This is a genomic window from Lysobacter sp. Root983 (genome assembly GCF_001429345.1).
GTDB lineage: Bacteria > Pseudomonadota > Gammaproteobacteria > Xanthomonadales > Xanthomonadaceae > Lysobacter.
This window is the reverse complement of record NZ_LMJO01000016.1, coordinates 82434-94773: the sequence shown is the minus strand read 5'-3', so window position 1 is coordinate 94773 and position 12340 is coordinate 82434. Positions and strand designations below refer to the sequence as shown.

Here is a 12340-nt window from a genome sequence, read left to right as displayed (position 1 = left end):
GGCAGGAGTGGGCTTGGAGAAGTGAGGAGTGAGCAACGGCGAACGGGCGATGGAGACGGAGCCCGAGCCAGCATACGGCCTTTACTCACTCCTCACTTCTCTACGCTCACTTCTGGCTTCAATAAGCCACACCGCTCTCGCCATAACGCCGCAGCACGTCGCGGGCGGCGTCGCGGTGCAGGTCGCGGCGCACCGCGATGCCGCGGCGCTCGAGTTCGCCGATCCAGTCCGCCGGCAGCGGGCCTTCGTCGAACTCGGTCAGCGCCATCACGTCTTCGGAGCGCGCGCCGATCAGCAGGGTATCGATGCCGGCCCAGAAGCTGGCGCCGTAGCACATGCAGCAGGGCTGGGCCGAGGTCGCCAGGGTCATGGCGCCGGTCTCGTTGAGGCGGTAGCGGCCCAGCGCGGTCTGCGCGGTCATGAAGGCCATCATCTCGGCGTGCGCGACCGAACAGGTCTGCGGCACCACCCGGTTCACGCCCACGCCGATCACGCGGCCGTCGTGGTCGAACACCGCGGCGCCGAACGGCCCGCCGCTGCCGACCTCTATATTGCGCCGCGACAGTTCCACCGCCAGGGCGACCTTGTCCTCGTCGCCGACATAGCGGCGCTCGCGATCGACCGCGCCATCGATCCAGTCGGGCAGCAGCAGCTCGACGCGGGCCTGCAAAGGGGCGTGGGCGGCGCTCACATCGGCACTCCCTGCTGGGCGGCGACGCCGCGGCATTGGCCCTGGACGCAGGCGCAGCCGGCGATCACCGGCGAGCCGCACATCGACATCTTGCCTTCCTTCGCGCACTGGGCCATCACCGCCGAGGGGTCGGCCGGGCTGCCGCGATTGACGCAGGCGTTGAATTGGCCGCAGCAGTTGCCGACGTTCTTGACCACGCAGTCGTTGTCGCTGGCGCAGCTCAGGTCCATCGCGATCGCCACCGGTTCCAGCGCCTCGGAATGCTGGCCCGGTGCCGGAAACTGCGGCGCGGGCGCCGCCGGTTTGGGCGCGGTCGCCGTTGCCGCGGCGGCGGGCGCGGCGGCGTCGCTTGCGGGCGCGGGAGCGGGCGAGGAGCACGCGGCCAGCAACGACAGCAGCAGCGTGCCCAGCAACAGTGAGAAGAGTCGGCGCGTCATGGTGTCAGGCCTTGCTGGCCCAGATGTCGCGCAGGGTCACGCTGCGGTTGAACACCGGATGCGCGGGGCTGTGGTCGTGGCGGTCGGCGACGAAGTAGCCCACGCGCTCGAACTGGAACGCGGTCTCCGGCGCGGCCTGCGCGGCCGACGGTTCGACGTAGCCGATGGTGGTGCGGCGCGAGTTCGGGTTGAGGTGGTCCTGGTAGGTCTTGCCGTCGCTGTCGTCGTCCGGCGCGGCGACGTCGAACAGACGGTCGTACAGGCGCACTTCGGCGGCGATCGCGTGGCGCGCGCTGACCCAGTGGATGGTGCCCTTGATCTTGCGGTCTGCGCCGGCCATGCCGGGGCGCGACTCGGGATCGAGGCTGCCGCGCAGCTCGACGATCTCGCCGGCGGCGTTCTTGATCACCTCGTCGCAGCGCAGGATGCCGGCGCCGCGCAGGCGCACTTCGCCGCCCGGGATCAGGCGCTTGTAACCCTTGGGCGGCACTTCCTCGAAGTCCTCGCGCTCGATCCACAGCTGGTTGGAGAACGGAATCTGGCGCGCGCCGAAACTTTCGTCCTTCGGGTGGTTGGCGAAGTGCAGGAATTCCTCGTGCGCGTCGTCGAGGTTGGTGATGACCAGCTTGAGCGGGTCGATCACCGCCATGCGCCGCGCCGCGGCCGCGTCGAGGTCCTCGCGCAGGCAGCCTTCCAGCACCGAGTAGTCGATCACCGAATTCTGCTTGCTCACGCCCAGGCGCTCGGCCCACAGGCGCAGCGATGCCGGGGTGTAGCCGCGGCGGCGGATGCCCTGCAGGGTCGGCATGCGCGGATCGTCCCAGCCGTCGACCAGCTTTTCCTGCACCAGCACCATGAGCTTGCGCTTGCTCATCACGGTGTAGTTGAGGTTGGCGCGCGAGAACTCGATCTGGCGCGGGATCGCGGCTTCGTTCGGCAGGCCGCGGGCCAGCAGCGGCGCCAGCAGCTCGGGCGAGTTGGGCAGGTCGACCTTGGCCACGCACCAGTCGTACAGCGGGCGGTGGTCCTCGAACTCCAGCGTGCACAGCGAATGGGTGATGCCTTCGCAGGAGTCGCTGAGCGAGTGGGCGAAGTCGTACATCGGATAGATCGGCCAGGCGTCGCCGGTGTTCTGGTGGGCGACTTTCTTGATCCGGTACAGGGCCGGATCGCGCAGGTTGATGTTGCCCGAGGCCATGTCGATCTTGGCGCGCAGGGTGCGCGCGCCGTCGGCGAACTCGCCCGCGCGCATGCGCCGGTACAGGTCCAGGTTCTCTTCGACGCTGCGCTCGCGATACGGCGAGTTGCGGCCCGGCTCGGTGAGGTTTCCGCGGTAGGCGCGCACTTCCTCGGCGCTGAGGTCGCAGACGAAGGCATCGCCCTGGCGGATCAGCTTCTCGCCGGCCAGGTAGAACACCTCGAAGTAATCCGAGGCGTGGCGCAGCTCGGCCCAGTCGAAGCCCAGCCAGCGCACGTCCTCCTGGATCGCGGCGACGTACTCGGGGTCTTCCTTGGCCGGGTTGGTGTCGTCGAAGCGCAGGTTGCAGCGCCCGCCGAACTCCTGGGCGATGCCGAAGTCCAGGCAGATCGCCTTGGCGTGGCCGATGTGCAGGTAGCCGTTGGGCTCGGGCGGGAAGCGCGTGCGGATGGCCGCGTGCTTGCCCGAGGCCACGTCCTCGCGAACGATTTGCCGGATGAAGTCGTTCTTGACCGGCGCGGCGTCGGGGGCGGAATCGGTGGCGGGGGCGGACTCGACGGACATGCGGCACTTGAAGGCAGGGGAGAACGCCCAGTTTAGCCGCTGGCGGGTTTTCCTGCCCTGACGGGACTGGCGCGGCTGGAACCGTGCCGTGGTTTTGGGTAGGCGCGGCGCGCACGGCGACCGCGTCTGCGGCCGCCATGCGGTCGCCGCTGGCGCTGCGCCTGCCCCGGAGCGGGCAGGGCCGGCGTATGCTGGCGACGGACCCGAATGGCCCGGTGGGCCGAAGGATCGCGACGATGAAGGTCGTCTACGAAGCCGCCAATCTGATCGACGCGCACCTGGTGCGGCACGCCCTGGAAGCGGTCGAGATCCCGGTCTTCCTCAAAGGCGAGGCTCTGCTGGGCGGCGTCGGCGAATTGCCGGTGTTCGGCATGGTCCAGGTCTGCGTGCCGGAGGCGGCCTGGCCGCAGGCGCGCGACGTCGTCGAGCAGTTGTCGCTGGGCCAGGCGGCGCAGGCCGACGCCGCTCAGGACGACGAACCCGACCCCGGCGCGATCGGCTGGCTGCCGGCCTGAGCCGGCCGCGTTCGACGCCCGTTCCCGACTTACTCGGCGCCCGCGCAGGCCGGTGCCGGCATTCCCACGTTTTTTCTTCAGCAGGACCCGCATGCAATCGATTCGCTCCCTGATCCGCGACGTCGCCGATTTCCCCAAGCCGGGCATCGTGTTCCGCGACATCACGCCCCTGCTGGCCGACGCCGGCGGTTTCGCGCGCTGCATCGACGCGCTGGCCGAGCCCTGGCAGGGCAGCGGCGTGCAGGCGGTGTGCGGGATCGAATCGCGCGGCTTCATCTTCGGCGCGGCGCTGGCGCAGAAGCTGCACGCCGGCTTCGTGCCGCTGCGCAAGCCCGGCAAGCTGCCGCCGCCGCTGGTGTCGGTGGACTACCAGCTCGAGTACGGCAGCGACCGCCTGCAGGCACGCAGCGATGCGCTGCGTCCGGGCGAGCGCGCCTTGATCGTCGACGACGTGCTCGCCACCGGCGGCACGCTCGACGCGGCGCGCAGCCTGGTCGAGCGCCTGGGCGGCGAACTGGTGGGCGCGAGCGTGCTGATCGAGCTGGCGGGCCTGGGTGGTCGCGCGCGCTGGCAGAGCCCGGCGCGCCTGCACGCTTTGTTGAGTTATTGATTTCGCCTGCGCCTGCGCCTGCGCCGGCGCTGTGGCGACGCAGCCCGCTGTCGCGACGGTGGGCCTGGGGTACCTGACGACTCGACCGCCCCGATAGGCCGCGACGAGCCGAAAGCGAGCCGCATCGTCGCGATCAGCGCAGAACCGCGACGATGCCGATTCGCGACCGACCGGCTCCCTTTCCCGCTTGCGCGGGATGGGGGAGGGCTGCGCCACCGGCGCGAGTACCTCAAGGCTGGCCGCAGCGGTACTTATCCAGATTCACGAAACTGTTGCTCCGCCCGATCTCTTCGTGACCGACCGGCTCCCTCTCCCGCTTGCGGGAGAGGGTTGGGGTGAGGGCCGCGCCCACAGCGCGAACGTCTCGAGCCCTCAAGGCTGCCCGCAGCGGTACTTGTCCACGTCGACGAAGCCATTGCTCTGACCGATCTCGTGGTCGTAGCACCCCTGGCTGCCGAAACGCTGATGCCGTTGCGTCGAATGGCCCACCGCATGGCGCTGATCGCGCGGCACGCCGTAGTTCCAACCGGCCTCGCCGTCGAAGCGGCTGCGCTTGACCTGCGCCAGCGGCGTCGTGCCCGGCGCCGGCGTCTGCAGGGCGTTGGCATCGTCGTAGATCTTGAGCCGCGTAGTCACCCGATAGTGGTCCTCGACCGGCTCGAAGCTGAGCAGGCCGTCGAAGCCGAAGCTCTGCGAGTTCACCGCCAGCGAGGGCAGGCCGCCGCCGATGCGGGTCACGGTCTCGGTGTCGTCCCAATCGCCCTCGACGCCGTCGTGGTACTCGCCCTCGTCCCACTGGTGCAGATTGCGATTGCCGACGATGCGGTCGACGTGGGTGATCACGCGGCCCTGGGAGGTCTCCAGCCAGCCGCTCGCGCGCAGGCGATGACCACCGCGGGTGTCGACCTGATGGCGACCGTCGGGCAGGGTCGAATAGGCCGGATCGTTGGCCAGCGCGGTGAGTTCGTAGCTGAGCAGGCCGCCACGGGTGACCGCGCGGCGCGGATCGCGCCAGACCTGCAGATTGGGTTGCAGGGTCCAGCCGGACGCACCGTCGGGCAGATTGGCCACGCGGAAGCGCAGCTCGTGCGAACGGCCGTCGTTGACCAGGCCGATGTAGGGCGTGAGGTCGTAGCGGATCGGTTCGATGTTGAACGCGCGCGGCGCCGGCATCACGTACCACAGGAAGGGATTGGACCAGCCGCCGGTGTAGATGTGCGGGTAGGGCATGGCGATGCCGGCGACGCGGCCGTCGATCAGCACCTGCACTTCGCGATACGGCCCGTGCTGCGCCGGACAGGAATAGTCGGCCTGCGGCGGCGCGGTGAAGTACCAGAACTCCTCGCAACCGCCGCCGGAGCCGGTGGCGTACACCTCGGCCAGCCAGCGCTGCGCGTTCGCGGGCAGGGCGATGTCGCCGACCAGATCGGCGCCGTCGCGACGTTCGCCGGTCAGCGCGACGACGCTGTCGGCGGCGGCCACGGCCGGATGGCGGCGGTCGGCGTTGTAGAACGTCACCCGTGCCTTGATGTGGATCACGCCGGTGTAGGTTTCGTTGACCACGTTGCCCAGATACATGCGCACCTGCTGCGGCGAGCGCAGCAGGCTGGCGTAGGCGCTGATGTCCTTCTCCACGTGCCACTGGATGCCTTCGCGCGAAGGCTCCGGGGTGCTGGTGGAGAACACCGTCATGCCGCCGATCTGCAGATAGCCCAGGCGGTCGTACTGCACGCCCTTGACCGCGCCGTCGATCTCCAGCACGACCTTGTTCCAGGGGCCGGGACACGCGGCCGGCGGCGCGATCTGGCCGTAGTGCCAATCGAAGTCGGCGAAATGGGTGTCGAGGATCTCGACCGTGCAATGCGCGGTCGGCGGGCGCGCGACCGCGGGGTCGGCGGTGCGCGGGTCGTCCCAATCGCTGCCGAACTCGTCGGCGGCCAAAGCCGGCGCGGCGCTCAGCAGCAGGCCCGCGGACAGCAGGGTGGTGGCGCACCAGGCGCGCAAGCTCGCGTTCGCATGCATTCGGATCGGTTCCTTCGATGGCGGGAGAATCCTCGCCTCGGTCGCGATACCGCCGGGGCGGCATCCCCCTGCGGACCGGGCGGCGTCCGCCGAGCATCCTGCGATGGCGCGCGACGGACCGCGAACGCGGTCTCGGTTCGGGCGATGGGCGCGCGATCGCCAGCGCGAGTCGCCATTCCGGGTGGGCAAGGCGCGCGCCGGCAGCGCCCGCAAACCCTTGAAATAACGGGCCCGGCGCCGCATTTCTGAGCCACGGATTTCCCCGTGATCGCACCGGAGTCGGACATGCTGGGTATCGGCGCCAACAAACAACGTCTTCCGCAACCGCAGGACGCGCTGCCCGGCCGCAACCAGCCTTTGCCCTTGCACGACGCCCACTACGTGCACGGCCGCCCGCTGCGCGGCGGCCCCGATGCGTTCGCGGGCCTGGCCCAGGTGCAGTTCGGCATGGGCTGCTTCTGGGGCGCCGAGCGCAAGTTCTGGACCTTGCCGGGCGTGGTCACCACCGCGGTCGGCTATTCCGGCGGTTACACGGCCAACCCCAGCTACCGCGAAGTCTGCAGCGGCCAGACCGGCCACACCGAGGCGGTGCTCGTGGTCTACGACCCCGCCCAGGTGTCGTTCGACGCGTTGTTGCAGACCTTCTGGGAGAACCACGACCCGACCCAGGGCATGCGCCAGGGCAACGACGTCGGCACCCAGTACCGTTCGGCGATCTATTGCGGCGACGAGGGCCAGTACCGTGCCGCGCTCGCCAGCCGCGATGCGTTCCAGGCGCGCCTGCGCGAGGCCGGCTACGGCGAGATCAGCACCGAGATCGCGTTTCCGGCGCCGACCTTCTACTACGCCGAAGACGAACACCAGCAGTACCTGGCCAAGAACCCGACGGGTTACTGCGGTTTGGGCGGCACCGGCGTGAGCTGCCCGATCGGCGTGGGCGCCTGAGCCGACGAGGTTCGCTGCGTGGGCCGCGCTAGCGCGCGCAGCCCGCGCGATGCCGGCCTCAGTGGGAGCGCTCCGCGCGTCGGCGCGCCTTGGCCGGCGGCTTGGGCGGTTGCAGCAGCGCCTGCGGCAGCTTGCGCAGTTCGGCGGCGAGTTCGCTGAGGAAGTCCGACATCGCCGAGCTGCGCCGCCACAGCATCGCGATCTGGCGGTGCGGGGCATCGCCGCGGAAACGCAGCAACTGGATGTCGGGCGAGGCCGGCACCGGCGGCTGCACCGCCAGCATCGGCAGCAGGGTGATGCCGACTCCGGCCGCGACCATCTGGCGCAGGGTTTCCAGGCTGGTGGCGCGGAAGCCGTCGCGTTCGTCGGCGCCGGCCAGGCGGCACACGTCCAGGGCCTGATCGCGCAGGCAGTGGCCTTCCTCCAGCAACAGCAGGTGCTGATCGTCCAGATCGTGCAGCTCCAGCGAATCCTGCCCCGCCATCGGATGCTGCTGCGGCACCGCCAGCAGGAAGGGCTCGTCGAACAAGGGCTCGATGTGCAGTTGGTCGTCGTGCACCGGCAGCGCGAGCAGGCCGGCGTCGAGGCGGCCGTCGCGCAGGCGCGCCAGGATCTGATCGGTCTTTTCCTCGACCAGCAGCAGTTCCAGGCGCGGGAAACGCTTGCGCAGGCCCGGCACCACGTGCGGCAACAGGTAAGGGCCGAGGGTAGGGAACAGGCCCAGGCGCACGGTGCCGGCTTCCGGGTCCTGACTGCGCCGCGCGATCTCGCTCATCTGTTCGACGTCGGCGATCACCTTGCGCGCGCGTTCGGCGATATCGCGCCCGACCGGGGTCAGCATCACCCGCCGCGGCGCGCGTTCGACCAGGGACACGCCTAGCTCGTCCTCGAGCTTCTTGATCTGGGTCGAGAGCGTGGGCTGGCTGACGAAGCTGGCGGCGGCGGCGCGACCGAAGTGCTTGTGATCGGCGAGCGCGACCAGATATTTGAGGTCACGAAGATTCATGCGGCGGTCGGCTCAGGGCTTCAGAACGAATGTTCATTGAGATAGGCTATCGCCATCATAGGAACAATTCATTTCTTTAATCAAATGCTGTCCTGCAACATAGCCTCATCGGATGCGGTCCGCGGCATCCAACCCCCTTTCCACCCCCTTCCCATCCGTTAATCAAGGAGTCGTACGCATGCTTTCCATCGGCGAAAAGTTCCCGAAATTCAAGGTCAAGGCCACCGTCGGCATCGAGAGCCTGGACAGCGCCTTCGCCGACATCGACAACGACACCTACAAGGGCAAGTGGCTGCTGGTGTTCTTCTATCCGAAGGACTTCACCTTCGTCTGCCCGACCGAGATCAAGGGCTTCGGCGACCTGAACCAGCAGTTCCTCGACCGCGATTGCCAGGTCCTGGCCGCGTCGACCGACAGCGAGTTCGTGCACCTGGCCTGGCGCAAGGACCACAAGGATCTGCGCGACCTGCCGTTCCCCATGCTGGCCGACATCAAGAAGGACCTCACCTCGGCGCTGGGCATCCTCAGCGAAGACGGCGTGGCCCAGCGCGCGACCTTCCTGGTCGATCCGGAAGGCATCATCCGCTTCGTCTACGTCACCGACGGTTCGGTCGGCCGCAACCCGCAGGAAGTCCTGCGCGTGCTCGACGCGCTGCAGACCGACGAGCTGTGCCCCTGCAACTGGAACTCGGGCGACAACACGCTGAAGGTCGCCTGATCCGTCAGTCGGATCGGCGAGCCAGGCCGCGGATCTCCGTGGGTCGCGGCCGGCTCCCTTAGCGTCGCCCGGTTTCACCTGCGCCGCCTGCGTATGCGGTCGGCGCAGATCTTTTCAGGCAACACCCGCACGCGGGCCGGCTTCACCCCCGGCTCCCCCTCCCTCCCGTGCGGGATGCCCGCAGCCGGGGTTCGCCCCGGCTGCTTTTTATCGCGGCGCCGCCTTCCGCGGCGCCCGCGCCCAGCGCCACCATCGCCCGCCAGCCGCAGGCCGCGCGCCGCATGCCAGCCAGCGTGGGTGCCGCGCCGCGCACCTCCCCCGATTCAGCCGTATCCAGGAGCCCTTCGATGAGCCTTTCCGATCTTCGCAACTCGCTGCCCGACTACGCCAAGGACCTCAAGCTCAACCTCGACAGCGTGCTCAGCGACGCCGGCGCGCAGGGCCTGGACGGCAAGCAGATCCGCACGATCGCGCTGGCCTCGGCGATCGCCTCGCGCTACCAGCCGCTGGTCGCCGCGATCGAAGCCTTCGCCGCCGAGCAGCTCTCGCCCGAAGAGCTGGACGGCACCCGCGCCGCCGCCGCGGTGATGGCGATGAACAACATCTACTACCGCGCGACCCACCTGATCCAGAACCAGGAATACGGCCAGCTGCGCGCCGGCCTGCGCATGAACATCATGGCCAACCCCGGCATCGACAAGATGTCCTTCGAGTTGGCCTCGCTGGCGGTGTCGGCGATCAACGGCTGCGGCGCCTGCATGGATTCGCACGAGCGCGTGCTGCGTAAGCACGAAATTAGTGCTCTCGGTGTGCAGAGCGCACTGAAGATTGGTGCTGTGGTGCACGCTGTGGCGGTGACCCTCGAGCAGAGCGCGGCCTGATCGCCATCCGGTTCCAGCGCGTACGGGCCCGAACGGTCCGCGCGTCCGCCTTACCTCGCGACCGCCGGCCCTGTGCCGGCGGTCGTTTTTGTGCCGCAGGGCGCGGGCGGCGGCCCGCGCTCGCGTAGGATGTGCCGCTGGATTCGGCGGGCGCGGAATCGCCCGCGGCCGATTCCCAACACATCCTGGTGGCGTCGCGCCGCCGGGCGAACTCCAATCAGGGAAGATTGCCCCATGAAGAACACGATGCCCCGTCTGCTGCTCGTGGCAAGCGCCTGCTTGTTCGCGGCCCCGTTCGCCGTCGGCGCCAAAGGGCCGGCGGCCGCCAAGTCGGCCGAGCCCGACGCATTGGCCGAGCGCGTGTTCGATTGCGCGCATCTGGCGGGCGAGGTCGGCTCCGGCGATCCGGAGCGCGAGCAAGAGCTGAGTCAAACCAACGACGAGCTGGATTGCGACTCGGACCTGATTCATGCGCAGATCGCCGCCGCTCGCAAGAAGTACGCCGCCCAGCCCGGCAAGCTGGCCAAGCTCGACAAGGCGATAGAGGACGCGAAGTCCGAATACGGCGTGGAGTTCTGAAAGGACGCCGCCGATGAACCGCATCGATCTGCTGCTGCGCGAAGCCAGGACGCGTCTGGACGACGGTGCCGAGGCCGAACTGCTGCTCGCGCATGCCCTGGGCAAGCCGCGCAGTTGGTTGTTCGCGCACGGCGACGACGTGATCGCCGACGAACTCGCGCGCCGCTACCGCACCCTGGTCGCGCGCCGCGCCGACGGCGAGCCGGTCGCGTATCTGCTCGGGCAGCGCGGCTTCTGGAGCTTCGACCTGCGCGTGACCCCGGCCACCCTGATCCCGCGTCCGGAAACCGAACTGCTGGTCGAGCTGGCGCTGGCGCGCCTGCCCGCCGGCCGGATCGCGCGCATCGCCGACCTCGGCACCGGCAGCGGCGCGATCGCGTTGGCGCTGGCGCGCGAGCGCCCGGCCGCGCGGGTGACTGCCACCGACGCCAGCGACGCGGCGCTGGGCGTGGCCGCCGACAACGCGCGCGCGCTGGGCCTGAACAATGTCGAGTTCCGCAACGGCGACTGGTACGCGCCGCTGCAGGGCGAGCGCTACGAGCTGATCGTCAGCAATCCGCCCTACATCTCCGAAGACGACGCCCATCTCGAACAGGGCGATCTGCGCCACGAACCGCGCAGCGCGCTGGCCTCGGGCGAGGACGGTCTGGACGCGATTCGCGCGCTCGCCGCCGGCGCGCTCGCGCATCTGCAGCGCGGCGGCTGGCTGCTGATCGAACACGGCTGGGAGCAGGGCATGGCCGTGCGCGGCCTGCTGCGCGAGGCCGGCCTGGTCGAAGTGGCGACCGAACGCGACCTCGAAGGCCGCGACCGCGTGACCCTGGGGCGCGCGCCCGCCGACTGAGCGCGCGCTAGGCCTGCATACGGTATCGCCCGCGCGCCGCGCCTGGGTAGACTCGGCGCATTCCGTCAGCGAGATTCCGCGATGCGCACGCTCTATCCCGAGATCGAACCCTACGACGTGGGCACGCTCCAGGTCGACGACCGCCATACCCTGTACTACGAGCAATGCGGCAACCCCGACGGCAAGCCGGTGGTGCTGCTGCACGGCGGCCCCGGCGCCGGCTGCAGCCCGAAGATGCGGCGCTTCCACGACCCGGCCAAGTACCGCATCGTGCTGTTCGATCAGCGCGGCAGCGGGCGCTCCACGCCGCACGCCGACCTGATCGACAACGGCACCTGGGAACTGGTCGCCGACATCGAGCGCCTGCGCACGCGCATGGGCATCGAGCGCTGGCAGGTGTTCGGCGGATCCTGGGGCTCGACCCTGGCCCTGGCCTACGCGGAGACCCATCCGCAGCAGGTGACCGAACTGGTCCTGCGCGGCATCTTCATGCTGCGCCGCTGGGAGCTGGAGTGGTTCTACCAGGAAGGCGCCTCGCGCCTGTTCCCGGACGCCTGGCAGCACTACCTGGCCGCGATCCCGCCGGTCGAGCGCCACGACCTGATCAGCGCCTACCACCGCTGCCTCACCAGCGACGACGAACGCCAGCGCCTGGCCGCCGCGCGCGCCTGGAGCGTCTGGGAAGGCGCCACCAGCTTCCTGCACGTGGACGAGGACTTCGTCAGCGGCCACGAAGACGCCGCGTTCGCGCTCGCGTTCGCGCGCATCGAGAACCACTACTTCGTCAACGGCGGCTTCTTCGAGGTCGAGGACCAGCTGTTGCGCGACGCCCATCGCCTGGCCGGCATCCCCGGCACCATCGTGCACGGCCGCTACGACGTGGTCTGCCCGGTCCAGAACGCCTGGGACCTCAAGCAGGCCTGGCCCGCCGCCGAGCTCAGCATCACCCCCGCCTCCGGCCATTCCGCCTTCGAGGCCGAGAACGTCGACGCCCTGGTCCGCGCCACCGATCGCTACGCCGCCGGCTAAGCGCTCCCGTCTCAGGCAGTGCCCCGAACCGGCCGGTAGCGCGCAGCTACCGGCCGGTTTCGTTTGTGCGGACGCAGATTCCGCGAGCCGGCCTCGGGCTCAATTCTCTACGTGGAAAACGTCCACACATTTAGTGCGTATGGCGCGCGCTGCTTGCGTTGGCTTGTTGCGGGTGTCCGCCTGCGCGAGTGATGCGCGATTTCTCCTTCAAGTTTCAATGAATTGCGTTGCCTGAATGCGCCGGTTACGGACGGATAGGCGCAACTTAGGTGGTCGTAAGTCACATTGATGGCGGGTCGAG

13 protein-coding genes are annotated in these 12340 nt (G+C 69.2%); 8 read left to right on the top strand and 5 right to left on the bottom strand.

Annotated features, from left to right (window positions below; translation table 11 throughout):
- Window positions 1–118: 118 nt before the first annotated feature.
- Genes ASE43_RS12665 through ASE43_RS12655 form a run of 3 tightly spaced genes read right to left on the bottom strand, consistent with a single transcriptional unit; the run spans window position 119 to window position 2890 of the window.
- Window positions 119–670 carry a nucleoside deaminase gene (locus tag ASE43_RS12665; protein WP_235567275.1) on the bottom strand — a complete coding sequence of 184 codons (552 nt, stop codon included), beginning with the start codon at window positions 668–670 and terminating at the stop codon, window positions 119–121.
- Window positions 671–687: 17 nt separating this feature from the next.
- Window positions 688–1128 (bottom strand): hypothetical protein, encoded by a 441-nt coding sequence (locus ASE43_RS12660; protein WP_082607273.1) that lies wholly within the window; start codon window positions 1126–1128, stop codon window positions 688–690.
- A gap of 4 nt (window positions 1129–1132) precedes the next feature.
- The gene (locus tag ASE43_RS12655; protein ID WP_057160716.1) at window positions 1133–2890 is read right to left on the bottom strand and encodes a glutamine--tRNA ligase/YqeY domain fusion protein; all 1758 of its coding nucleotides are present in this window, start codon (window positions 2888–2890) and stop codon (window positions 1133–1135) included.
- 236 nt (window positions 2891–3126) lie between these two features.
- On the opposite strand from ASE43_RS12655, the gene ASE43_RS12650 reads away from it, so the two are divergent.
- Window positions 3127–3405 carry a DUF2007 domain-containing protein gene (locus ASE43_RS12650; RefSeq protein WP_056182123.1) on the top strand — a complete coding sequence of 93 codons (279 nt, stop codon included), beginning with the start codon at window positions 3127–3129 and terminating at the stop codon, window positions 3403–3405.
- A 91-nt stretch (window positions 3406–3496) separates the two neighbouring features.
- Entirely contained in the window at window positions 3497–4015 is a 519-nt protein-coding gene (locus ASE43_RS12645) for an adenine phosphoribosyltransferase (RefSeq protein ID WP_057160715.1), read from the top strand.
- Between the two features lie 372 nt (window positions 4016–4387).
- Here ASE43_RS12645 and ASE43_RS12640 read toward each other — a convergent pair whose 3' ends face one another.
- Complete coding sequence (locus ASE43_RS12640) at window positions 4388–6037, bottom strand: peptide-N4-asparagine amidase (RefSeq protein ID WP_057160714.1); 1650 nt, start codon at window positions 6035–6037, stop codon at window positions 4388–4390.
- A gap of 285 nt (window positions 6038–6322) precedes the next feature.
- Between ASE43_RS12640 and msrA the strand changes: the two genes are divergently transcribed.
- Window positions 6323–6982: a peptide-methionine (S)-S-oxide reductase MsrA gene (msrA, locus tag ASE43_RS12635; protein WP_057160713.1), complete on the top strand. Its 660-nt coding sequence runs from the start codon at window positions 6323–6325 to the stop codon at window positions 6980–6982.
- 58 nt (window positions 6983–7040) lie between these two features.
- Here the strand turns inward: msrA and ASE43_RS12630 are convergent, their stop codons facing one another.
- Window positions 7041–7988, bottom strand: coding sequence for a LysR substrate-binding domain-containing protein (locus ASE43_RS12630; protein WP_057160712.1), 948 nt, complete (start codon window positions 7986–7988; stop codon window positions 7041–7043).
- Between the two features lie 178 nt (window positions 7989–8166).
- On the opposite strand from ASE43_RS12630, the gene ASE43_RS12625 reads away from it, so the two are divergent.
- The 5 genes from ASE43_RS12625 (at window position 8167) to pip (ending at window position 12039) form a co-directional block, all read left to right on the top strand.
- Entirely contained in the window at window positions 8167–8706 is a 540-nt protein-coding gene (locus ASE43_RS12625) for a peroxiredoxin (RefSeq protein ID WP_055900689.1), read from the top strand.
- A 347-nt stretch (window positions 8707–9053) separates the two neighbouring features.
- Complete coding sequence (locus ASE43_RS12620) at window positions 9054–9587, top strand: carboxymuconolactone decarboxylase family protein (protein WP_057160711.1); 534 nt, start codon at window positions 9054–9056, stop codon at window positions 9585–9587.
- Between the two features lie 234 nt (window positions 9588–9821).
- Window positions 9822–10166, top strand: a complete 345-nt coding sequence (locus ASE43_RS12615; RefSeq protein WP_056182101.1) for a hypothetical protein — start codon at window positions 9822–9824, stop codon at window positions 10164–10166.
- 13 nt (window positions 10167–10179) lie between these two features.
- The gene (prmC, locus tag ASE43_RS12610) at window positions 10180–11010 is read left to right on the top strand and encodes a peptide chain release factor N(5)-glutamine methyltransferase (RefSeq protein ID WP_056182099.1); all 831 of its coding nucleotides are present in this window, start codon (window positions 10180–10182) and stop codon (window positions 11008–11010) included.
- Between the two features lie 81 nt (window positions 11011–11091).
- Entirely contained in the window at window positions 11092–12039 is a 948-nt protein-coding gene (gene pip, locus ASE43_RS12605; protein ID WP_057160710.1) for a prolyl aminopeptidase, read from the top strand.
- The last annotated feature ends 301 nt before the right edge of the window (window positions 12040–12340 follow it).